This is a genomic window from Flavobacterium sp. (assembly GCF_031409475.1).
GTDB lineage: Bacteria > Bacteroidota > Bacteroidia > Flavobacteriales > Flavobacteriaceae > Flavobacterium.
The window spans coordinates 14,587-36,647 of the sequence record NZ_JANNXH010000019.1; the positions used below are offsets into that span (position 1 = coordinate 14,587).

General features: G+C 33.8%; 22 protein-coding genes. 11 read left to right on the forward strand and 11 right to left on the reverse strand.

Annotation, left to right across the window (positions count from 1 at the left end; all coding sequences use genetic code 11):
- The first annotated feature begins 114 nt into the window (after window positions 1-114).
- A complete protein-coding gene (locus tag RMO53_RS03765; RefSeq protein WP_310378178.1) occupies window positions 115-633 on the forward strand; it encodes a shikimate kinase in 519 nt (172 codons plus the stop codon).
- Here the strand turns inward: RMO53_RS03765 and RMO53_RS03770 are convergent.
- The 3 genes from RMO53_RS03770 to RMO53_RS03780 form a co-directional block, all read right to left on the reverse strand.
- The gene (locus tag RMO53_RS03770) at window positions 625-1,125 is read right to left on the reverse strand and encodes a phosphoribosyltransferase family protein (RefSeq protein ID WP_310378236.1); all 501 of its coding nucleotides are present in this window, start codon (window positions 1,123-1,125) and stop codon (window positions 625-627) included. The genes RMO53_RS03765 and RMO53_RS03770 overlap by 9 nt on opposite strands.
- 101 nt (window positions 1,126-1,226) lie before the next feature.
- Window positions 1,227-1,808, reverse strand: a complete 582-nt coding sequence (locus RMO53_RS03775) for a methyltransferase domain-containing protein (protein ID WP_310378179.1) — start codon at window positions 1,806-1,808, stop codon at window positions 1,227-1,229.
- 12 nt (window positions 1,809-1,820) lie between these two features.
- A complete protein-coding gene (locus tag RMO53_RS03780; RefSeq protein ID WP_310378180.1) occupies window positions 1,821-2,195 on the reverse strand; it encodes an RNA-binding S4 domain-containing protein in 375 nt (124 codons plus the stop codon).
- 78 nt (window positions 2,196-2,273) lie between these two features.
- Here RMO53_RS03780 and RMO53_RS03785 point away from each other — a divergent pair, with 78 nt between their 5' ends.
- The gene (locus tag RMO53_RS03785; protein WP_310378182.1) at window positions 2,274-3,254 is read left to right on the forward strand and encodes an FKBP-type peptidylprolyl isomerase; all 981 of its coding nucleotides are present in this window, start codon (window positions 2,274-2,276) and stop codon (window positions 3,252-3,254) included.
- Between the two features lie 83 nt (window positions 3,255-3,337).
- On the opposite strand, the gene RMO53_RS03790 is transcribed toward RMO53_RS03785, so the two are convergent.
- Both RMO53_RS03790 and RMO53_RS03795 read right to left on the reverse strand, forming a co-directional pair.
- Window positions 3,338-4,291, reverse strand: a complete 954-nt coding sequence (locus RMO53_RS03790; RefSeq protein ID WP_310378183.1) for a transketolase C-terminal domain-containing protein — start codon at window positions 4,289-4,291, stop codon at window positions 3,338-3,340.
- Between the two features lie 80 nt (window positions 4,292-4,371).
- The gene (locus tag RMO53_RS03795; RefSeq protein ID WP_310378186.1) at window positions 4,372-5,220 is read right to left on the reverse strand and encodes a transketolase; all 849 of its coding nucleotides are present in this window, start codon (window positions 5,218-5,220) and stop codon (window positions 4,372-4,374) included.
- Window positions 5,221-5,542: 322 nt separating this feature from the next.
- On the opposite strand from RMO53_RS03795, the gene tgt reads away from it, so the two are divergent.
- From tgt to RMO53_RS03830, 7 genes are all read left to right on the forward strand, one after another.
- On the forward strand, window positions 5,543-6,673 hold the full coding sequence (gene tgt / locus RMO53_RS03800; protein WP_310378188.1) for a tRNA guanosine(34) transglycosylase Tgt: 1,131 nt from the start codon (window positions 5,543-5,545) through the stop codon (window positions 6,671-6,673).
- Window positions 6,674-6,745: 72 nt separating this feature from the next.
- A complete protein-coding gene (locus RMO53_RS03805; RefSeq protein WP_310378190.1) occupies window positions 6,746-7,834 on the forward strand; it encodes an LptF/LptG family permease in 1,089 nt (362 codons plus the stop codon).
- Window positions 7,821-8,708 carry a DMT family transporter gene (locus tag RMO53_RS03810; protein WP_310378192.1) on the forward strand — a complete coding sequence of 296 codons (888 nt, stop codon included), beginning with the start codon at window positions 7,821-7,823 and terminating at the stop codon, window positions 8,706-8,708. The genes RMO53_RS03805 and RMO53_RS03810 overlap by 14 nt, the downstream gene beginning before the upstream one ends.
- A 112-nt stretch (window positions 8,709-8,820) precedes the next feature.
- Window positions 8,821-9,774, forward strand: a complete 954-nt coding sequence (locus RMO53_RS03815) for an acetyl-CoA carboxylase carboxyltransferase subunit alpha (protein ID WP_310378194.1) — start codon at window positions 8,821-8,823, stop codon at window positions 9,772-9,774.
- Window positions 9,775-9,917: 143 nt separating this feature from the next.
- Window positions 9,918-11,456, forward strand: coding sequence for a replicative DNA helicase (dnaB, locus tag RMO53_RS03820; protein ID WP_310378196.1), 1,539 nt, complete (start codon window positions 9,918-9,920; stop codon window positions 11,454-11,456).
- 107 nt (window positions 11,457-11,563) lie between these two features.
- Window positions 11,564-12,826, forward strand: coding sequence for an asparagine synthetase B (locus tag RMO53_RS03825; protein ID WP_310378197.1), 1,263 nt, complete (start codon window positions 11,564-11,566; stop codon window positions 12,824-12,826).
- A 24-nt stretch (window positions 12,827-12,850) separates the two neighbouring features.
- Complete coding sequence (locus RMO53_RS03830; protein ID WP_310378198.1) at window positions 12,851-13,762, forward strand: glutaminase; 912 nt, start codon at window positions 12,851-12,853, stop codon at window positions 13,760-13,762.
- 56 nt (window positions 13,763-13,818) lie between these two features.
- Here the strand turns inward: RMO53_RS03830 and cphA are convergent, their stop codons facing one another.
- On the reverse strand, window positions 13,819-16,443 hold the full coding sequence (gene cphA / locus RMO53_RS03835) for a cyanophycin synthetase (protein ID WP_310378199.1): 2,625 nt from the start codon (window positions 16,441-16,443) through the stop codon (window positions 13,819-13,821).
- Between the two features lie 251 nt (window positions 16,444-16,694).
- Here cphA and RMO53_RS03840 point away from each other — a divergent pair, with 251 nt between their 5' ends.
- On the forward strand, window positions 16,695-17,567 hold the full coding sequence (locus RMO53_RS03840; RefSeq protein WP_310378200.1) for a cyanophycinase: 873 nt from the start codon (window positions 16,695-16,697) through the stop codon (window positions 17,565-17,567).
- A gap of 51 nt (window positions 17,568-17,618) precedes the next feature.
- Window positions 17,619-18,461, forward strand: coding sequence for an isoaspartyl peptidase/L-asparaginase (locus RMO53_RS03845; RefSeq protein WP_310378202.1), 843 nt, complete (start codon window positions 17,619-17,621; stop codon window positions 18,459-18,461).
- On the opposite strand, the gene RMO53_RS03850 is transcribed toward RMO53_RS03845, so the two are convergent.
- The 5 genes from RMO53_RS03850 to RMO53_RS03870 form a co-directional block, all read right to left on the reverse strand.
- Window positions 18,458-19,258: an endonuclease/exonuclease/phosphatase family protein gene (locus tag RMO53_RS03850; RefSeq protein WP_310378203.1), complete on the reverse strand. Its 801-nt coding sequence runs from the start codon at window positions 19,256-19,258 to the stop codon at window positions 18,458-18,460. The genes RMO53_RS03845 and RMO53_RS03850 overlap by 4 nt on opposite strands.
- The gene (locus RMO53_RS03855) at window positions 19,258-19,944 is read right to left on the reverse strand and encodes a nucleotidyl transferase AbiEii/AbiGii toxin family protein (protein WP_310378204.1); all 687 of its coding nucleotides are present in this window, start codon (window positions 19,942-19,944) and stop codon (window positions 19,258-19,260) included. The genes RMO53_RS03850 and RMO53_RS03855 overlap by 1 nt, the downstream gene beginning before the upstream one ends.
- Window positions 19,937-20,458, reverse strand: a complete 522-nt coding sequence (locus RMO53_RS03860) for a hypothetical protein (protein ID WP_310378205.1) — start codon at window positions 20,456-20,458, stop codon at window positions 19,937-19,939. Before RMO53_RS03860 ends, RMO53_RS03855 begins: the two co-directional genes overlap by 8 nt.
- Window positions 20,459-20,608: 150 nt before the next feature.
- On the reverse strand, window positions 20,609-21,025 hold the full coding sequence (locus tag RMO53_RS03865) for a hypothetical protein (protein ID WP_310378207.1): 417 nt from the start codon (window positions 21,023-21,025) through the stop codon (window positions 20,609-20,611).
- A 3-nt stretch (window positions 21,026-21,028) separates the two neighbouring features.
- Window positions 21,029-22,060: a hypothetical protein gene (locus RMO53_RS03870; protein ID WP_310378209.1), complete on the reverse strand. Its 1,032-nt coding sequence runs from the start codon at window positions 22,058-22,060 to the stop codon at window positions 21,029-21,031.
- Window position 22,061 lies beyond the last annotated feature (1 nt).

Here is a 22,061-nt window from a genome sequence, read left to right on the forward strand (position 1 = left end):
GAATGCGGGTGCAAATATAAGGCCTTATTTTTAATTTTTCAAAGCTATTTTAGTATAAATTTGTGTTTTTTAAGCAAAACTACTTAACGCCTTAATTCATAAGGTTTTATTCATATGGAAAAAATTATTTTATTAGGTTATATGGGCTGTGGGAAGTCTACAATCGCACACAAACTATCAAAAATTATCAGAATTCCGTATCTTGATTTAGATAAATGTATTGAGGAGAGAATGAATTTATCCGTAAATGAAATTTTTGATCAAAAAGGAGAAATTTATTTTAGAAAAATCGAGCACGAAATTTTTAAAGAACTAATAAATTCACCAGAAAGTTTAATTATTGGATTAGGAGGAGGAACGCCTTGTTATGCCAATAATCACGATTTATTAAACGGCCAAAATATTTTGTCCATTTATTTAAAAGCATCAATTCAAACTTTGTTTAATAGATTGATTGTTAATAAAAGTAATCGACCAATTATAGCTTCACTTAATGAGTTTGAATTAAAAGAATTTATCGCTAAGCATCTTTTTGATAGAAGTTATTATTATAATCAAGCAACTAAGAAAATTGTTGTAGATAATAAATCAGTTGATGAAACTATTTTAGATATACTCCAAATTCTAACTTAAATAAGCATAATTTTTGCCATTTTCATCAAAAATAACTTTAACATGTTCTAAAGATGAAGTTGAAAGAGAGATACCTTTAAAATCAGCTTTCACAGGGTATTTTTTATGATTTCTATCCACAAGGACGGCAGTTTTAAATTTCTTTAACGGAACTTCTAAAAAATGTCTTACAGCATAAATCAATGTAGTTCCAGAATTTAAAACATCATCGACTAGTATTAATCCTTTATTGGTGTATTCTTCTTTTGAAAGAGAAGTTTTTATAAGTAATGTAGGGTTTTGTTTGTTTATTTTTACTTCACAAAGTGACACTTTTAAATTTGAAATGGTTTTGAGAACCTCAGTAATTTTTGCTGCAAATAGATAGCCATTGTCAGCAATCCCTGCAATTACAATTTCTTCTTCATCTACAAATGTTTCATAAATTTGATAAGCAATTCTTTTTATAGTATGCTCAATTTCTTGATTAGTTAGTATAATATTTTTGCTCATTTCATGTATTTTTTTCATGTAGACTTATAAAGTCTATATTTTAAATTGATTTCAAAAATAAAGAATTTTTATCAAAGGTAACCTCTTCCTTGTACTTAATATTATTTAAGTAAAAAGATAAAAAAGAGTTCGTTATCTTTTCTTGATTTTATCGAATTATAGGCAATTTCTAAATATTTAATTTTGAAATCGGCCTCAAACAATTTTTTATATTCTTGAATAGAACCTCCAAAAGGTGGGCCGTTTTCTGAAAGTGGAAATTGAAAAAGTAAACCTGCTAATTTGCCTTTTGGATTTAGTAAAGAATTCATTTTATGGACATAGTTCTCCCGTAGGTTGGGTTTTATGGCGCAAAAAAATGTTTGCTCAATAATTAAATCGTACTTCCCTTCTAATTCAAAAAAGTCGGAAAGGATTAGTTGATTTTTATCAAGATTTGGAATTCGTATTTTAATATTTTCTAATGGAGTTGAAGCGAAATCGACTACAAAAACATTTTTAAATCCTTTGTGAATTAAATATTCAAATTCATATCCATTTCCTGCTCCTGGAATTAAAATCCGAATGGTTTTATCTTTTAATTGGTCAATATAGTTTTTGATAGGAGTTGTTATTTTACCAACATTCCAACCAATTTCATTGTTTTGATACCGATCTTCCCAATAGTCACTATTCAGTTTCATAGCTCAATTATTTTATTCAGAAATTTCAGAACCAAAATCATCTAAATCACGACGGTCTTTTTTTGTTGGACGACCATCACCAGTTTTTCTGTAATGCTCTTTCGATAATTTTAATAATTCTAAATGCTGAAAAACTTCTGGCGGTGTTTCATTTTTTCTATATATATCTACGAGTTTAGCTCCCACGCGATTTTCAGGAATGTCCAGAACGGTTATGATTTGTGTGATTTGATCTTTTCTAAAGGTAATTTTGTCGGTAGGAAAAACTTCCTTTGATGGTTTAGCTACTTGACCGTTTACAGTGATGTGGTTTTTTTTGCAAGCTTCTGTAACCATGTTGCGGGTTTTATAATACCGCACGCACCACAAATATTTGTCTATTCTCATAAAATTTCTAAAATCGAAGTTAAATTGTTTACAAAAATAAATCAATATTGTATCTTGCGCACTTAAAAATCAGCAATAATGAACAAATTTAAGTTTTATTTTATTTTAACAATTACAACCCTCTCTTTATTTTCATGTTCCAAAAGTGATACTGTGGCTGATGTTCCTTTACGAGAATATGCTACGCAACATGAAACAGATAAAACCGATATTGAAGAATACTTAAAAACTTATTATATAACCGTTACAGATCATGCAGGATTTACTGATGATCAAGATGTAACTTTTACTAAAATTCCAACTGGTGGACTGCAGCCTACCATATATTCCTTTCTTGACAGCGCAACATATCCAAAATTGTTAAGTAAAGAAGTGAGCTTACACGATATTAAATATAAACTATATTATTTGGTATTGAGAGAAGGTGTTGGAGCGTCACCTTGTAATGTTGATGGTGTTTTGGCAGCATATAAAGGTGATTATTTAGCCCGTAAAACAGTAGAAACGGTAACTACACTTTCTGCAACAACATTTGAAACAGTTAAATATCCGCAACAATTTTTAAGTTTGTTTACAACTATTACGGGCTGGGGTGAAGGTTTTCCACTTTTTAAAACAGGAACAACTAGTTCTAATACTGACGGAACTGTTAGCTTCAATAATTTTGGCGCAGGTGTTTTGTTTATCCCTTCAGGATTAGCATATTATAATAATGGAGCAGGTTCAATTCCTTCATATTCACCTCTTGTGTTCAGTTTTAAATTATACGAGATTCAAAGATTAGACCAAGATCAGGATGGTATACCTTCCTATCAAGAAGATAATGGAGATGGATTTTTAAGAGTTTTAGCTACTGGAGTTACAAATCCTGATGACACGGACAAAGATGGTATTCCAGATTTTATAGACATTGACGATGATGCAGATAATTTCACCACTAAGTTAGAACTTAAAAAACCAGATGGAACATATCATACTTTTGGAACCGTACCAAGTTGCTCAGGTCAAACAGTAAAAAGGTATTTGACAGCAAGTTGTAAACCACCTTATATTAATTAAAAAGTCGCAAAAAAAATGTCCCGAGATATTCGGGACATTTTTTTTCTAATTAATCTTTTACAAAGGTTTAAATTTTGTAAATTCTATTTCCTTTTAATCACTCTTTCAACAGCGTCAACAATCGCTTGATTGTTTAGTTTGTACTTTTCCATGAGTTGTTCTGGAGTTCCGCTTTCGCCAAAACTGTCTTGAACTGCGACAAATTCTTGTGGAGCTGGATGATTCAATGCTAAAACTCTTGAAACGCTTTCGCCAAGACCACCAAGAATATTATGCTCTTCGGCGGTAACGATACATTTGGTTTTTGCTAATGATTTTAAAATCGCCGCTTCGTCTAGTGGTTTTATAGTGTGAATATTGATTACTTCGGCAGAGATTCCTTTAGCTTCTAATGCTTCGGCAGCAATAAGAGCTTCCCAAACTAAATGTCCCGTAGCAATAATAGTTACATCACTACCTTCGTTCAAAAGGATAGCTTTTCCAATTTCGAAAGGTTCGTCAGCAGGCATAAAATTGGGTACAACTGGACGACCAAAACGCAAATAAACTGGACCATGATGATCTGCAATTGCTAGTGTCGCCGCTTTGGTTTGATTGTAATCGCAGGTATTAATTACGGTCATTCCGGGTAACATTTTCATAAGTCCAATGTCTTCTAGGATTTGATGTGTTGCGCCATCCTCACCAAGTGTTAACCCTGCGTGTGAAGCACAAATTTTTACGTTCTTATCAGAATAAGCTACGCTTTGACGAATTTGATCGTACACTCTCCCTGTCGAAAAGTTAGCAAAAGTTCCTGTAAATGGGATTTTACCTCCAATAGTTAAACCAGCTGCAATTCCAATCATATTGGCTTCGGCAATTCCAATTTGGAAAAAACGTTCTGGATGATTTTTCTTGAAATCATCAAATTTTAAGGAACCAATTAAATCTGCACAAAGTGCAACGACATTTTCATTTTTCGCTCCTAATTCTGTCATTCCCGCTCCAAAACCTGAACGAGTATCTTTGCTTCCTGTATTTGTGTATTTTTTCATTACTTAATTTAAAGATTGAATGATTTAAAAATTGAATGATTATGAAAATTCATAATTCATTATTTAAAATTCATAATTATTTAGTAGTCTCCTAAAGTTTCAGCATTTTGGCTTAAAGCATTTTCTAACTGAGCATCGTTTGGTGCTTTACCGTGCCATGCGTGAGTATGCATCATGAAGTCAACACCGTTACCCATTTCGGTATGCAAGAGAACACAAACAGGTTTTCCTTTTCCAGTTCTTGATTTTGCATCCGTCATTCCTGCAATAATTGCTTCGATGTTGTTTCCTTCTTTTATTTCAAGAACATCCCAGTCAAAAGCTTCAAATTTTGCTCGTATGCTTCCCATGGCTAGAACTTCGTCTGTGGTTCCGTCAATTTGTTTTCCGTTGAGGTCAATGGTAGCAATAAGATTGTCTACTTTTTTTGCCGAAGCATACATTATGGCTTCCCAGTTTTGTCCTTCTTGCAACTCGCCATCGCCGTGAAGTGTGTAAATAATATGGTTGTCGCCATTTAATTTTTTGGCTTGTGCCGCACCAATTCCTACTGAAAGTCCTTGTCCTAGCGAACCCGAAGCAATTCTCACTCCCGGTAAACCTTCATGAGTTGTAGGATGGCCTTGTAAGCGTGAATTTAGTAATCGAAATGTAGCCAATTCCGAAACTGGAAAATAACCGCTTCGTGCTAAAACGCTATAAAAAACAGGAGAAATATGCCCGTTTGAAAGAAAAAATAAATCTTCTCCTTGACCGTTCATGTCAAAACCTTCTTTTCTATTCATTAAGTTTTGGTATAGGGAAACCAAAAATTCTGTGCAACCCAGTGACCCTCCAGGATGACCAGAGTTTACTGCGTGTACCATACGAAGAATGTCTCTTCTGACTTGAGTTGTTAAGTCGTTTAATTGTTGTGTGTTAGGCTTCATTTTGTGTGTAAAAGTTAAACTGGTGCAAATATATGTTTTTTAGATAATAGATGAAGGACAAATAGATGATAGACTTTTGAAAAGTTATTAAGATTTTTTTTTGCGTGAAGGATAGTAGTGGAAATCCTTTTTTGAGGCACGAAAAAAAGATTGAAACGGATAGCCTGACCCGAAGTTGCAAGGAGGAATGACGTAGCAATCTGAAGGGACACGCCCAAATAATAGAGTTAAATTAAATCTTAAATTAAATCTGGAACTGTCGGGACTAAATTCTAAATAATTTATCTTTGCGCACCCGAACGGTCGGGAGAACTGTATATTTATGAAATTTGATTTATTACAAAAAGATCCGCATACCAAAGCCAGAGCGGGTTCGATAACTACAGATCACGGTGTGATTGAAACCCCAATTTTTATGCCTGTTGGTACAGTTGCTTCGGTCAAAGGAGTGCATCAGCGGGAATTGAAAGACGATATTAATCCAGATATTATTCTGGGAAACACCTATCATTTGTATTTGCGTCCCCAAACTGCTATTCTTGAAAAAGCGGGTGGTTTGCATAAATTTATGAATTGGGACCGGAATATTTTGACTGATTCTGGTGGTTATCAAGTATATTCCCTTTCGGCAAATAGAAAAATTAAAGAGGAAGGTGTTAAGTTTAAATCGCATATCGATGGTTCGTATCATTTTTTTACGCCCGAAAATGTAATGGAAATTCAACGTACGATTGGAGCCGATATTATCATGGCTTTTGACGAATGTACACCTTATCCATGTGATTATAAGTACGCACAACGCTCTATGCACATGACGCACCGCTGGTTGGATCGTTGTATCAACCATTTAGAGAAAGTGCCTACTAAATATGGTTATGATCAAACATTCTTTCCTATTGTTCAAGGAAGTACGTATAAAGATTTGCGCCAGCAATCAGCTGAATATATAGCAAATTCAGATCAACAAGGCAACGCTATAGGTGGATTATCTGTAGGCGAACCAGCCGAAGAAATGTATGCAATGACCGAAGTGGTTTGCGAAATTCTCTCTGAGGATAAACCACGTTATTTAATGGGCGTAGGAACTCCTATAAATATTCTCGAAAATATTGCTCTGGGAATCGACATGTTTGATTGTGTTATGCCCACTCGAAATGCACGAAACGGAATGTTGTTTACATCTAATGGAACTATTAATATTAAAAATAAAAAATGGGAAGATGACTTTTCGCCTTTAGATGAAATGGGACACACTTTTGTCGATACCGAATATACTAAAGCTTATTTACGCCACTTGTTTGCTGCCAATGAATACCTCGGAAAACAAATTGCAACGATCCACAATCTGGGTTTTTATATGTGGTTGGTTCGTGAGGCCAGAAAGCATATCTTAGCGGGAGATTTTAGAACTTGGAAAGAAATGATGGTAAAAAATATGAGCCAAAGGCTATAAATTTGTGGATTTGGTTATTCGGTTATTTGTGAACCGAATAACCGAATAACCAAATAACCAAACAAACTTTATATGCTTACAATAATTGACAAATACATACTGAAACGATATTTATCCACTTTTGCGGCTATGTTACTGCTTTTTGCGCCAATTGGGATCATTATAGATGTATCAGAAAAGATTAATAAAATGCTCGAAAACAATATCCCATTTGTTGAAATAGCAATTTATTATTATCATTTTACCATATACTTTACGAGTCTTTTATTTCCAATTTTTTTGTTTTTATCGGTTATTTGGTTTACATCAAAATTGGCAAATAATACCGAAATTATTGCCATTTTAAGTTCAGGTATTTCATTTACACGATTTTTGAGACCCTTTTTAATAGGTGCTACAATAGTTTCTGTATTTGTTTTATTAATGGGATTTTTTATTGTTCCAAAATCGAGTGAGGGTTTTAATAATTTTAGATATACGTATCTAAAAGGAGGTGGAAAAGAATTGATGCGAGGTGATAATACCGATGTCTACAGGCAAATTAGTAACTCCGAATTTATTTATGTTAATAGTTTTAGTCCCGAATCAAAAGTGGGATTTAATTTTGTTCTAGAAAAATTTAAAAAAGATAAATTAGAGTATAAAATCACTGCAAGTAGAATACAGTGGAACCCAAAAGATAGTACATATACCATGTACGATTATACTAAAAGGACTGTTGGAGAATTAGAAGATAAGATTGAAAAAGGGGAGAAAAAAGATGCGGTATTTAATTTTGATTTAGAAGATTTAACGCCTGTTGTTTATATTGCAGAGACACTAAGTTTACGAAAATTATATCAATTTATAGAGAAAGAAAGAAGTCGAGGTTCTTCTAATATCAATGTGTATTTAGTGGTTTTGTATAAAAAATTTAGCATTCCAATTTCGGCATTTATACTTACTATTATTGCAGTAGCAGTATCTTCGATGAAGCGAAGAGGCGGAATGGGATTGAGTTTAGCCATAGGAATTGCACTAGCTTTTGCTTTTGTTTTCTTTGATAAAATATTTGGTACACTAGCCGAAAAGTCTAATGTTTCTCCATTATTGGCTGTTTGGTTTCCAAATATAGTTTTTGGTATTCTAGCAGTTTATTTATTACGGAATGCAAAACGATAAATTAAAAAGTTATTTAAACCTTCATTTAATTGTATTTATTTGGGGATTTACAGCAATTTTAGGTGCATTAATTACCATTGCAGCTGATGCTTTGGTGTGGTTTAGAATGTTTTTTGCCGCTTTATTTATTGCTTTTTATATTTTTTTCACAAAACGAACTTTTAGAATTCCGCTACAACAATTAACAAATCTAATTGTTGTAGGATTGATAATTGCGTTGCATTGGATTTTTTTTTTCAAGGCAATACAGGTATCCAATGTATCTATTACATTGTCCATTTTTTCTTTAGGCGCTTTTTTTGCTTCGTTATTGGAGCCAATTTTTTATGGGCGTAAAATTCTTTGGTATGAAGTGGTATTTGGACTTGTCATTATAGGCGGACTCACTTTAATTTTACAAGTAGAAATCAAGTATTTAGAAGGAATGTTATACGCATTGCTCTCTATAATTCTAGGCGTTTTAATGACGCTTATTAACGGAAAATTAATCAAGAAGCATGAGCCAACTCTCCTCTCTTTTTATGAGTTTTCTGCCGGATTTCTCTTTATTAGCATTTACTTTTTGTTTGAAGGGAAATTCAAACTTGAATTATTTGTATTGACTTTTAAAGATTGGGTTTTAATCCTGCTTTTAGCATCAGTTTGTTCTGCATATGCATTTACCGCAGGAATCAAAGTCATGAGAAAATTAACGCCTTATACGGTGATGCTTACCACAAATTTAGAGCCCGTTTACGGAATAATTTTGGCTTATTTTATCCTTGGCGGAAAAGAAAAAATGAGCCTAGAATTTTATTTAGGATCACTAATAATTATAATTACGATTATCTTAAACGGAGTTTTTAAACACTATTTTAAGGCAAAAGAAGACTAATTTTCACTTAATTTCATTGTGAATTTATTTTTATTTAGACACTAAATAAACTTTTTGATAATATTAAATTTATATTTGCAGTTCGAATTAAAACTAAAAACGCACAAATCCTATGGAATATTTAGATTTTGAGCTTCCTATCAAAGAACTAGAAGATCAGTTAGACAAATGCCAAATAATTGGTCAAGAGTCAAATGTTGATGTTACCGATACTTGCATTCAAATTAATAAAAAATTAGTAGAAACCAAGAGAAAAATCTACAAAAATTTAACGGCTTGGCAACGAGTACAACTCTCACGACATCCAGACCGACCGTACACATTAGACCATGTTAATGCTATTTGTGGAGATACTTTTTTAGAGCTTCATGGCGACAGAGGTTTCAAAGATGACAAGGCAATGATTGGTGGTTTAGGAAAAATTGACGGGCAATCATTCATGATAATTGGCCAACAAAAAGGATATAATACCAAAACACGCCAATATAGAAATTTTGGGATGGCAAATCCTGAAGGGTACAGAAAAGCATTGCGATTAATGAAAATGGCAGAAAAATTTGGAATTCCTGTGCTCTCTTTTATTGATACTCCAGGTGCATTTCCAGGAATTGAAGCCGAAGAACGAGGACAAGGTGAAGCAATTGCTAGAAATATTTTTGAAATGATTCGTTTAAAAGTCCCTATTATTGTTGTAATTGTAGGCGAAGGTGCTTCCGGAGGTGCATTAGGAATAGGTGTTGGGGATAAAGTATATATGCTAGAAAACACTTGGTATTCAGTCATTTCACCAGAATCGTGTTCCTCAATTTTATGGAAAAGCTGGGATTATAAGGAACAAGCTGCCGAGGCTTTAAAGTTAACTTCTTCCGATATGAAAAAGCAAAAATTAGTAGATGATATTATTCCAGAACCTCTTGGTGGCGCTCACTTTGATAGAGAAACTACTTTCAAAACAGTAGCACAATATATCATGAAAGGGTATAATGAATTGAAAGACTTATCAACACAAGAATTAGTTGCTCAAAGAATGGATAAATACAGTAAAATGGGTGAATTTAAAGAATAAAAATTTATTACAATTAGTAATCCATCTTGTATATCCTTACAAGATGGATTTTTTTTTGGTTATTAACAAAAAAAAGGGGTTATAAACATTTCTTTGTAATAACTCAATGATTATGTTTTTTTATTTTTTGTTACTTTCGCTACATGGAAAATGTTAGAAATTTAAGCTCAATTAAAACCGAAAAATCGAATATCATCAATCTCGAAAAAGGTAAATTACCACCTCAAGTTTTAGACCTAGAAGAGGCTGTGCTTGGTGCCATGATGATTGATAAAAAAGGAGTAGATGAGGTAATTGACATTTTGCAACCCGATGCATTTTATAAAGAAGCACATAAATTTATCTTTGAAGCTATCGTTCAATTATTTACAGATACTCAACCAATTGACTTATTAACAGTTTCTGCTCAATTGCGAAAAAACGCAAAGTTAGATCTTGCTGGTGGCGATTATTACCTGATTCAGCTCACCCAAAAGATATCTTCTTCGGCACATATTGAGTTTCATTCTAGAATTATCCTCCAAAAATACATACAACGAAGTTTGATTAGAATATCATCTGATATTATCGAAGAATCTTATGATGAAACTACCGATGTATTCGATTTATTAGACAAAGCCGAATCAAAACTATACGAAGTTACTCAGGGAAATATTAAACGAAGTTCCGAAACAGCACAAAGTTTAGTATTACAAGCCAAAAAACGAATTGAGGAAATAGCCAAACAAGAAGGTTTAAGCGGAGTTGCAACAGGTTTTGACAAATTAGATAAAATTACATCCGGCTGGCAACCCAGTGATTTGATTATTATAGCGGCTCGACCAGGAATGGGCAAAACTGCATTTGTATTATCTATGGCTCGTAATATTGCCATTGACAGTAAATTACCTGTAGCATTATTTTCGCTCGAAATGTCTTCCGTACAATTAATTACACGATTGATTTCCTCAGAAACAGGATTGTCCTCTGAAAAATTACGTACCGGAAAATTAGAAAAACACGAATGGGAACAGTTAAGTGTAAAAGTAAAAAATCTGGAAAAAGCACCCCTTTTTATTGACGATTCTCCTTCACTTTCGATTTTTGATTTAAGAGCAAAAGCCAGACGATTAGCATCGCAACACGGTATAAAATTAATTATAGTTGATTATTTACAATTAATGACCGCTGGCGGAAACGGGAAAGGCGCTGGAAATAGAGAACAAGAAATTTCTACAATATCCCGAAACTTAAAAGCACTCGCAAAGGAATTAAGTATTCCTGTAATCGCACTTTCTCAATTATCCCGTGCCGTTGAAACGCGTGGATCAAGTAAGAGACCTTTGCTGTCTGACCTTCGGGAATCAGGTGCGATTGAACAAGATGCGGATATTGTATCCTTTATTTACAGACCTGAATATTATAAAATTGATGAATGGGATGATGATGAACAATCGCCAACTGCCGGTCAAGCCGAATTTATAATTGCAAAACACAGAAATGGTTCTCTCGAAAGCATTAGATTAAAATTCATAGGTAATCTGGGTAAATTTGATAACCTCGAAGATTATACCGGAAGTTATGATGATTTGCCTTCAAAAATGAATCATGACGACAACCCTTTTCAAACTAAAAGTCTTCCTACGGCAAACGAAGCTTTTGGCAGTAATTTGAATGATGATTATAGTGATATGCCTTTTTAAATCAATATTATAGCTATGGTTTCTAACATTTATTTAACTTCATGAGCTAAAAAAACAAGTATATTTGCTAACTACAAATACAAACAATTAGCAATTAAACACCCACAATGATGCTAAAAAAAGTTTTCTTAATTATTCTAATCCAGATTTCGTTTACAGTCAAAGCTTCGTTTATTTTGTTGCCAATGGACGAAACCACGCAACAAAATCACCTTAAAGCCTACGGAATTACCTATTGGTGTATCGAAAAAAAATACAAAGCAAGTTGGTTACTCAATTATCGAGGCGGTTCTTTTTTATTAGCCGATGCATCAGAAATCAGAAAAGAATGTCAAATTCGAGGCGTAAGTTTTGAAGTGTTAAGTGATGCTGAAACCAATCAAATTCTCGAAGAAATCTCCAGTCCATCACAAAATATGGAAGCGGTTGTACTTGAAAAAGCACCAAAAGTTGCCGTTTATACACCCAGCGGGAAACAACCTTGGGACGATGCTGTTACACTAGTTTTGACCTACGCCGAAATTCCATTTACTCCTATTTATGACCAAGAAGTATTAAGTGATCAATTAATTCTATACGATTGGTTGCATTTGCATCATGAAGATTTTACGGGTCAATACGGAAAATTTTTTGGTTCCAACAGGAATTCACCCTGGTACATAGATCAAAAGGCAACTGCCGAAGCATTAGCTACAAAACTTGGATATAAAAAAGTATCTGAGGAGAAAGCTGATATTGCAAAAAAAATTAGAGATTTTGTCATTGGTGGTGGTTTTATGTTTGCCATGTGTTCTGCAACAGATAGTTTTGACATAGCTTTGGCTGCAGATGGAGTTGATATTTGTGAAACCATGTTTGATGGTGATGCAAGTGAAGCGAATTATCAATCAAAAATTAATTATTCAAATTCTTTTGCTTTTAAGGATTTTATTCTAGACAGAAGACCCGATCACTATGAGTTTTCAAATATTGACATGACCGAAAAAAGGATAATCCCTATGGAAAAAGATTATTTTACTTTAATGGAATTTTCAGCAAAATGGGATCCAATTCCCAGTATGTTGTGTCAAAATCATACCCAACTCATAAAAGGATTTATGGGTCAAACTACTGCTTTTGATGCTTCTCTTATTAAATCGAATATTTTAAATATGGGAACCTGTGAACTCAACGGTGAAGCACGTTATATCCATGGTCAAAAAGGCAAAGGAATGTTTACTTTTTTTGGTGGACATGATCCAGAGGATTACAGACATCAAGTTGGCGATCCAGCAACAGTATTGGATTTACACCCCAATTCGCCAGGTTATCGATTAATTTTAAATAATGTTCTCTTTCCAGCTGCCAAAAAGAAAAAATTGAAGACATAAGTATTTTTCGAAATATACCCAGATATGAAATACGAAACTATTTTACAAGAAATTTATATAGAGCTAAAATCGCTTTCAATAACGGGAAATTTAACAACTTCAATACCCGAATTGAGTAAAGTAAATCCTGATAAATTTGGAATGCATATATCAACTATTGATGGACAAGATTTTGGAATTGGGGATAGTAACGAAAAATTTTCTATTCAAAGTGTGTCAAAAGCACTGACAGTAGCACTTGCTTTTTCGTTTTTAGATGAAGAAATCTGGAAACGTGTTGGAGTTGAACCTTCGGGAAGTTCGTTTAATTCGTTAATTCAATTAGAATATGAATTAGGAATTCCAAGAAATCCATTTATAAATGCTGGTGCAATAGTAATTGCGGATATGCTTGTTACCCATTTAGAAAATCCAAAACAAGATTTTCTAGATTTCATCCGAATGATTTCAGGAAGTCCAACCATTGATTTTAATCTAAAAGTAGCACAGTCAGAGAAAGATACTCGTTTTAGAAATGCTGCTCTAACTAATTTTTTAAAGTCGTTTGGCAATATACATAATGATGTAGAAACTGTTTTAGATTTTTATTTTCACCAATGCTCTGTAGAAATGACCTGCAAAGAACTCGCACATTCTTTTTTCTTTTTTGCCAATGAAGGAAAGACCAAAGCTGGAGTGCAAGTTTTAACGCAAAGCCAAGTCAAACGATTGAATGCTTTAATGCAAACCTGTGGTTTCTATGACGAGTCAGGCGAGTTTACTTACAGAGTTGGTTTACCCGGAAAAAGCGGAATTGGTGGCGGAATTGCGGCTTTATTTCCTAAAAATTTTGTTGTTGCCACTTGGTCACCACGATTAAATAAAAAAGGAAACTCTGAACTTGGAATGAATGCTCTAGAATTATTAACGACTAAAACAGGCATGTCGGTGTTTTGATTAAACAAGAAATCCAATCGTAATGATTGGATTTCTTGTTTAATCAATTAAATAAATTATTCATTTCCTTCTTCATTTTCTTTATCCAAATATTCCTGAACAATCTCAATTGCATTAGTTACAACATCGCTTAATGCTGTGATAAAACTGCCATCTTCTGCATTGTCGATTGCATGTTTTATGGCTTCAACTTCTTTTTTAATAATTTCATGGGTTACCTCTTTACCTGATTCAGCAATTCCTTCCATGATTAAATTAATAATTTCTTCTTCGGTTCTGCCACGCAAATGTTTTTCTTGACGAATAATAATATGGTCAAACATTCTTGCTGCAATTGCAGCACATTCTTTTATATCTTCGTCACGACGGTCACCAACTCCTGCTATGATTCCAATTTTTTTGGTAGCTGTTACACTTTGCAAATACTCTTCAACACCTTTGTAACCCGAAGCATTGTGGGCAAAATCGATCAAAACTTTGAATTTTTTGAATTCAAAAATATTCATTCTACCTGGAGTTTGTGCTGCACTCGGAATAAATGTTTGTAAGGACAAACTAATATCTTCGGTTTTAAAACCCCATAAATAACTTGCTAAAGTTGCCGCAAGAACATTGGCAATCATAAATTTTGCTTTTCCCCCAAGTGTAAGCGGAACATGAGTTGCGCGTTCGATTCTGATTTTCCATTCTCCTTTTTTGATAGTAATAAAACCGTTTTCATAAACAGCCACAATTTTACCTTCGGCACCTAATTTCTTGATTAAGGCATTGTTTTCATCCATGCTAAAATAAGCAACGTTACAGCTCAACTCATTCCCTATTTTTATACATTGTTCGTCATCGGCATTTAAAATTGCCCAGCCGTCTTTCTTAACGCTTTTGACAACAGTGCTTTTTACTCTTGCTAAATCATCAAGAGTGTGAATGTCACTTATTCCTAAATGGTCTTCCTGAATATTAGTTATTATTCCAATATCACAGCGGCTGAAACCCAATCCAGAGCGTAAAATTCCTCCTCTCGCGGTTTCTAAAACAGCAAATTCAACTGTTGGATCTCTTAATATATATTCAGCACTTATTGGTCCAGTGGTATCGCCTTTTTCCATCATGTGATTTTGGATATAAATTCCGTCAGATGTGGTAAAGCCAACTTTGAAACCATTATTTTTTACAATATGCGCCAAAAGCCTTGTTGTAGTAGTTTTCCCATTGGTTCCTGTAACGGCAATTATAGGAATGCGACATGTTTTTCCTGGAGGATAAAGCATATCAATTACTGGTGCAGCTACGTTTCTTGGCAATCCTTCGGAAGGCGCAAGATGCATTCTAAATCCTGGTGCAGCGTTTACTTCGAGAATGCAACCCCCATTTTCTTTTAAAGGTTGTGTTAGGTTTTCGGCCATTATATCTACACCGCAAATATCGAGTCCTATTACTCGTGAAATTCGCTCACACAGGAAAATATTTTCTGGGTGCATCATATCCGTAACGTCAATAGAAGTTCCGCCGGTGCTTAAATTTGCTGTCGATTTTAGATAAACTACTTCGTCTTTTTTTGGAATTGTTTCTAATGTGTAGTTTAATTTTTCAAGTAAATCGGTAGTGTCTCTGTCGACATCTATTTGTGTCAACACATTTTCGTGACCGTAACCACGTTTTGGATCAAGATTAGTTTGATCAATTAATTGTTGGATATTTTGTTTGCCGTCGCCTTTTACATGAGCAGGTTCTCGTTTTGCTGCAGCAACTAATTTATTGTCAATCACCAAAACTCTAAAGTCATACCCAGTTATAAATTTTTCGACAATAACTCTGTGGCTGTATTTTTTGGCGTATGCCAAACCTTCAACTGCATCTTCCCATTTTTTTACATTTATAGAAGCACCTTTTCCGTGATTTCCGTCCAATGGTTTTATCACAATTGGATACCCAATTTTTTTAATGGTTTCTTCTAAATCTTCGTCATCAACGCATATTCCGCCATTTGCCACAGGAATAGAGGCAAGGTCGAGCATTTTTTTGGTTTGTTCTTTATTACAAGCAATATCCACAGCAATACTGCTCGTTTTACAAGTAATTGTGGCCTGAAAGCGCATTTGGTTAATACCATAACCCAGTTGTACTAAGGAGTTTGTACCCAGTCGAATCCAAGGAATATCTCTAGCTACTGCTTCTTCAACGATGCTTCCAGTAGATGGACCAAGACGAACACGTTCTCTGATTTCACGCATTTTTTGTAAATCTGCATCTAAATCATAGTGGGTTGCATTTATTAATGACTCGGCGATTGCAACGGCACTTTCGGCTGCAAAAAGGCCTACATTTTCTTCGGTGTAACTAAAAACTACATTGTAGATTCCGGGAGTTTTGGTTTCGCGTGTTCTTCCAAAACCGGTATTCATTCCAGCCAAAGTTTGAATTTCGAGTGCGATATGTTCGATAACGTGTCCCATCCAAGTTCCTTTTTCGATGCGCATAAAAAAACCACCACGACAACCTTCGGAACAGCGATGCTCAATCATTGTTGGGAACATGACTTCTAATCGTTCTCTAAAACCTTCGATTTTATTAGTTGGGGATTGCTCCATTTCTTCTAAATCCAATCGCATTTGGATTAATTTTTTTCTTTGTACGCTCCAAATATTCGGTCCACGAAGTGCTTGTACTTTTAATATTTTCATAAAACAGAAAGGTTAGGATATTGATAATTAATTGGAAATGAGTTATTGAATATTTACTAATTGATAAATATAATAAAATAACCGTTGTGATTTTATAAAAAAAATGAATATAATTCAACTAAATTAAATTTTTTAAGTTAGTTATCAAAGTAAATACGGTTTTAAAATTATTAACTTTTTTTGGTTATAAATTCTTTGAAAAAAAACACGACTTCAATTGCACAGTTTATGTTTTTAGCTATTTTTACAAAATGAACCTACGTGGAAAACTTATAATAATAGGAGGTGCAGTAGACAAAGGCAGTTTTACTGAAACTGATTTGGATAAAAGCGCTGCAAAGAACCTGAATTTTTTTGAAGAAGGAATTCTAAAAAGAATCATTGATGAATCGAAGTATAAAGAACTCTCTCGTATTGAGGTGATTACAACAGCTTCGAAAATTCCAAAAGAAATTGGACCTGAATATGTCAAGGCTTTAAGCAGTCTTAATGCAAATAATGTAGCAGTTTTGAACATCGAAAAACGTGAAGAAGCTTCGAGCGCTGAAAGTTTAGAGCGATTAAAAGCAGCTGATGTGGTGATTTTTACGGGTGGAGATCAATTGCGTTTGACATCAATTCTTGGTGGAACTGCGTTTCACGATATCCTTTTGGAAAAATATTTTCACGAAGATTTTATATATGCAGGAACTTCGGCTGGAGCTGCTGCGGCTTCAAATAATATGATTTATCAAGGCAGCAGTTCTGAAGCTTTGCTCAAAGGGGAAGTGAAAATTACCAGCGGTTTAGGACTAATTGCTGATGTGATTATTGATACTCATTTTGTGCAACGAGGTAGAATTGGTAGACTTTTTCAAGCGGTTGTGGGTAACCCAAAAGTACTCGGAATAGGACTTGGTGAGGACACAGGTTTGCTAATTACAAATGGACGACAAATGGAAGCCATAGGTTCTGGACTGGTTATACTGGTTGATGGTCGTGAGATAAAAGACACCAACTTGACGCAAGTTGAACTAGGACAACCCATCTCGATTTCGCATTTGGTAACTCACGTTATGAGTAAACACGACACTTTCAATCTGGATACTTACAAAATGACTATTCAATCTTCACAATACGTATAAATTTAGATTTTAGATTATTTCTAGAATTCTAAATTCTGCAATCTGCTAAACATGAAAATTATTATCCACGGCGGTTTTTTCTCTGAATCAACGACAAATCACGAAACAAAAGTTGCGAAGCAAAAAGCTTTGGAGCGAATTGTAAAAGAGTCGTTTGAATTTTTGAAAACACATTCGGCAGTTGAAACTGTGGTTTTTGCAGTTTCACTTTTGGAAGATGATGAATTGTTTAATGCTGGCATTGGTTCTCAAATTCAGAGCGATGGAAAAATCAGAATGAGTGCTGCTTTAATGGATGGTGAAACCCAGAAAATGAGTGGCGTTATCAATATAGAAGACGTAAAAAACCCCATTCAAGTTGCTGCAGTTTTATTGAATTATGATGATAAAGTACTTGGCGGAAGTGGTGCTACTAATTTTGCAAGACAACACGGTTTCGAACAATTTTCTACCGAAATTCCTCAACGCAAAGCTGAATATGTAGCGAAATTAAAAGCGTTAGGAATTGGAACTGTGGGTTGTGTAGCTTTGGATAAAAACGGAAAACTTGCCGTTGCCACATCAACAGGCGGAAAAGGGTTCGAAATTCCAGGAAGAATATCTGACTCGGCAACTGTTGCTGGGAATTATGCTAATGAATTTTGTGGCGTGAGTTTAACAGGTGTTGGCGAAGATATTGTGAGCGGAGCAGTTGCTGCTAAGATTGTAACTCGTGTTACTGATGGATTTACTTTGGAATCTGCTTTTGAAAAAACATTTCAAGAGTTAAAACCTTTTGATGGTTTTGCGGGAGCAATTGCCATTGATAATAATGGGAATATATTTCACCAAGATTCCCATCCAAGTATGGTTTTTGCAAGTTTTGATGGGGGAAAATTGGAGGTTTTTGATTAATTCAAATAAAATTCAAACCAAATAGGAACGTGATCCGAAATTTTTCTGGCTTCTTGTAAAGAATTGAAGCTTTTGTAAAACGAAATTACTCCAGCACTTTTGGGATTAATTTTTGAAGTGTCATAAAATATATTGTCAAATTCTGACGCTAAACATTCTTCTGCAATACATTCTTGTTTCAATGATGTTTTCTGATTTGCTAAAACAGAAGTAAAACCCATTTTTCGTAACGGATTAAAAACAGTGTGCGATTGTGGACAATTGAAATCTCCTACGAACATCAAATTTAGACTTGGATATTCTAGAGGTAATAATTTAAAATATTTTATCTCGGTTTCTGGTTGTCTACTTTTGGTTATAGCATGAAAGTTTACGATAGTAACTGTTTTTTTATCTAGTTCAAAAGTAGCAAAATAGGGTTCGCGGTCTATTTCTAGATTGTATTTCTGCTCTAACCATGCTTTGCCTTTGAGTTTTACTTTACTTGTCTTCCAGATAAAAGCATAGCGCTCGGTTTTATAAGCACTGCTACTAGTAGGTTCGCTGATAACATAATCCCATTTTGTGCCTTTGCGATTGAGTTCATCGGCAAGTTTTGCAACTGCTTGCGATCCGCCATAACCTGCCACAACTTCCTGAATGGCAATAATGTCAAATTCTTTGACTGTATTAGCTATAAAAGTAATCTCAGAATCGGATTTTGATTTTCCTAAATTTTCGATGTTCCAAGATAGGAGTTTGGTTTGGGAGAATAGGGAAGTGTTGAATAGTAAAAGGAATAGGAATATTTTTTTCATTATTCTGTAATCCTATTTATTTTGGTCATTAATAGTTCAAACCGTTCCTTAACAATTAAGGGGTGAATGTGCATAGACAATATCTCATCTGCATTTTTGTGGCTTTTTAAAAAGAGAATTTCTTTTTTTAGATACCTTTTTACAGCTTCATCAGCACCTAAAATTTCATTAACTATTGTAGTTCTGTTGTCTAATACGAATATAATATCTTCAAAATCGTGACTACCTCTGTAATCGTTAAAACCTCTATTTTTAAATGCTTCAAATTTTGTAGCCAAAAAATAGGGTGCACTCAAAATTTGAATGCTTATATTATTCCCAATCACAACTTTTTTTAAATCTTTGAATCCTGGAGCATACCAACTATTGGAATCTCCAATGGCACTGTTTTCTGCAGGCATAATATCTATCGGAATTCCTTTGAATTTATAACTGCAAATAGCATGTCCGAATGGGTCAGGGAAGAATTCCAGTTCTGAAAGGCGTTCTTGAATGGTAGCCCATTCAAAATAGTTTCCTGTTTTTAAAGTTATATCAATGTCTTCAGTAGGTCTTATTTCTTCCGAAGCTAGGTCGTCGTTGTAAAGATTGATTACAGCACCACCAACAAAGACTACTTTTTGTCTTAATTCCTTCAAGCCTAATGCTACATTTAGGAGCGATTGAATGTCAATAAATTTACTCATCCAAGATTCTTTTTTTTAATTCTAATTTTACCATTTCTTTTTCTCTTGTGCTTCCAACTCGCAGTACATCTACCATTGCCAAGAGTTCGTATAAAGTAGCATCTTTTAAACTTGCATCAACAGCGGAATTATAAAGCGGAATAATAGCCTGTCCTCTTATGTTTCCTTTGGCATAAGGCCAAACATATACTTCTGTTGCTTGTATCATTTCGTTTATTGGTGCTGCTGAATGTGCTGTTGCAATACCTCGTACTACTGCTGCTGGTCTTTGCGGAAAAACATAGCTCATACCGTGTATTAAAAAATCATAAAAAGCTATTTTGTTGACTTTTTTACCCGAAAAATCAAGTAATTGAGCATATTTGGAGCGTTGCAAAGATTGACTAATTTCGGATTGGCTCATATTTAATTCTTGTGCCAATATAAGTTGTTGCCATTCTTTGCTGTCTAATGCGATGATTTTTAATAAAACCAAAATATCTTGAGGCTTCATATTGTATTTTGATGCTACCATAATTTATAATATTTCATATTGCGATATGCAATATTATAACATATTATGTTATTTTACAATATTTTATAAAAAAATATCGCATATTGCGATATGCGATATTTTTGTATAAGGTAAGTTTGTATTTTGGAATATGAATGTAAAACTACATAATTATTCTACCGTTAGTTCAAAGGTAATGCCGTTTTCATCAACGCCTTTTAATTTTCCGTAATCATACCATTCAACTTCAATCTCATATTCGTTGCCTTTATCATCTTCAATTTTTCCAGCACCAGATTTGCCTTTTATAATTATGCTTCCTGTGATTTGGTTTCCATCTTCATTAGTCCCAACAATATCATAATTATACTCATAATTTTTTGAAGTTCCAGTTCGATATTCATAATCGAATTTTTTGTCTTTATGTAATGTTTTAGCTTCCTCTTGAGTGATAGTTTCTATGTCATCGGGTTTGATTTTTTGAACGTTTTTCTGTTCTTTATAAAAAGATTGGGTTTCTTCTGCATTTGATGAAAATTTTTTGCAGGAGATGAAAAGTGAAATTATAAAGAATAAATAAATTCTCATGGATTATATTTCATTTATTTCTTTTTCAATCAACTTAAATCTGTCTTTAACGTCTTCTCCCATATAAAAATCAAGTAAATCTTTCTTAGTTAATGTACCTTGACTTAAAAAGCGTTTTAAATATTCTTGATTGAATTCCATCAAAAGCATTGATTTATCAAGTTGTTTTAGAATGGCTTTGTTATTTTCGATGTTATTTAAAACTAATAATTTCACTGAAAGAATTTCGTTAATGTCTTTGATTATCCTATTTACAATTATCGACAATAGGTGTTTATCAAACTCTATTTCTTTTGCATTTGTTGCAATATCACGAGCTAACATATAAGCAATTATGAGATTTGAATAATCTCCTTTTTGAGAATTAATAATGGCTACAAAACCTATTTCAGGAATGTAACCAACATTGTCAAAGTTTTTGAGAATAGAATTATCTACTAACGAAATATCAAAAACAATGATACTCACTTTTGAATCTCTGTTGGCTTGAGCTTCTATTAATTGACTCCACGCTGTATCTGTTTTCCGAGTAAAGATTTCTTTGTTTTCTATTTCTCCAAAACGAATGCTTTTATCAAACTTACATTCAATGGCAATCTTTAAATCAGGTGAGCCATTTACTTCGCAAATAATATCTCCTGTTTTGTTTTTAGGAAGATTTCCTGCTGTATTTCCTGTTAAGAAAGCTCTGTCTTTTAATCTTTTTTCTGAAAAGTAATTGTTTAAAAATCCTGCTATTTCATCTTCGGCTAGAGTTCCTTTGATGGTAGATTTATAAAACAACTCTTTTTTCATTTCGAAAATCATTTTTAGACTTTCTAATTCTGTACCTAACTCGTTATTGGTTTTGGCTAAAAAAGCTGAAATTCTATCCTCCATTAATGCTAAAACACCAATGTAGATAGCGCGAAGCAATTTTTCATCGCGTTCAGTAGCTGATAAATTATCAAAGTAGTTGAAAACAATGGGGTTTTCAATTTCGAATTCTTTGATTTCTATGCGTTTAAGTTGCTGGTTGATTTTTATTGTTGACATG

What these genes read in the sequence shown, in the direction of transcription:
- RMO53_RS03765 (WP_310378178.1), top strand. Translation starts at nt 115, where the DNA reads ATGGAAAAAATTATTTTATTAGGTTATATGGGCTGTGGGAAGTCTACA.
- RMO53_RS03770 (WP_310378236.1), bottom strand. Translation starts at nt 1,125, where the DNA reads ATGAGCAAAAATATTATACTAACTAATCAAGAAATTGAGCATACTATA.
- RMO53_RS03775 (WP_310378179.1), bottom strand. Translation starts at nt 1,808, where the DNA reads ATGAAACTGAATAGTGACTATTGGGAAGATCGGTATCAAAACAATGAA.
- RMO53_RS03780 (WP_310378180.1), bottom strand. Translation starts at nt 2,195, where the DNA reads ATGAGAATAGACAAATATTTGTGGTGCGTGCGGTATTATAAAACCCGC.
- RMO53_RS03785 (WP_310378182.1), top strand. Translation starts at nt 2,274, where the DNA reads ATGAACAAATTTAAGTTTTATTTTATTTTAACAATTACAACCCTCTCT.
- RMO53_RS03790 (WP_310378183.1), bottom strand. Translation starts at nt 4,291, where the DNA reads ATGAAAAAATACACAAATACAGGAAGCAAAGATACTCGTTCAGGTTTT.
- RMO53_RS03795 (WP_310378186.1), bottom strand. Translation starts at nt 5,220, where the DNA reads ATGAAGCCTAACACACAACAATTAAACGACTTAACAACTCAAGTCAGA.
- tgt (WP_310378188.1), top strand. Translation starts at nt 5,543, where the DNA reads ATGAAATTTGATTTATTACAAAAAGATCCGCATACCAAAGCCAGAGCG.
- RMO53_RS03805 (WP_310378190.1), top strand. Translation starts at nt 6,746, where the DNA reads ATGCTTACAATAATTGACAAATACATACTGAAACGATATTTATCCACT.
- RMO53_RS03810 (WP_310378192.1), top strand. Translation starts at nt 7,821, where the DNA reads ATGCAAAACGATAAATTAAAAAGTTATTTAAACCTTCATTTAATTGTA.
- RMO53_RS03815 (WP_310378194.1), top strand. Translation starts at nt 8,821, where the DNA reads ATGGAATATTTAGATTTTGAGCTTCCTATCAAAGAACTAGAAGATCAG.
- dnaB (WP_310378196.1), top strand. Translation starts at nt 9,918, where the DNA reads ATGGAAAATGTTAGAAATTTAAGCTCAATTAAAACCGAAAAATCGAAT.
- RMO53_RS03825 (WP_310378197.1), top strand. Translation starts at nt 11,564, where the DNA reads ATGATGCTAAAAAAAGTTTTCTTAATTATTCTAATCCAGATTTCGTTT.
- RMO53_RS03830 (WP_310378198.1), top strand. Translation starts at nt 12,851, where the DNA reads ATGAAATACGAAACTATTTTACAAGAAATTTATATAGAGCTAAAATCG.
- cphA (WP_310378199.1), bottom strand. Translation starts at nt 16,443, where the DNA reads ATGAAAATATTAAAAGTACAAGCACTTCGTGGACCGAATATTTGGAGC.
- RMO53_RS03840 (WP_310378200.1), top strand. Translation starts at nt 16,695, where the DNA reads ATGAACCTACGTGGAAAACTTATAATAATAGGAGGTGCAGTAGACAAA.
- RMO53_RS03845 (WP_310378202.1), top strand. Translation starts at nt 17,619, where the DNA reads ATGAAAATTATTATCCACGGCGGTTTTTTCTCTGAATCAACGACAAAT.
- RMO53_RS03850 (WP_310378203.1), bottom strand. Translation starts at nt 19,258, where the DNA reads ATGAAAAAAATATTCCTATTCCTTTTACTATTCAACACTTCCCTATTC.
- RMO53_RS03855 (WP_310378204.1), bottom strand. Translation starts at nt 19,944, where the DNA reads ATGAGTAAATTTATTGACATTCAATCGCTCCTAAATGTAGCATTAGGC.
- RMO53_RS03860 (WP_310378205.1), bottom strand. Translation starts at nt 20,458, where the DNA reads ATGGTAGCATCAAAATACAATATGAAGCCTCAAGATATTTTGGTTTTA.
- RMO53_RS03865 (WP_310378207.1), bottom strand. Translation starts at nt 21,025, where the DNA reads ATGAGAATTTATTTATTCTTTATAATTTCACTTTTCATCTCCTGCAAA.
- RMO53_RS03870 (WP_310378209.1), bottom strand. Translation starts at nt 22,060, where the DNA reads ATGTCAACAATAAAAATCAACCAGCAACTTAAACGCATAGAAATCAAA.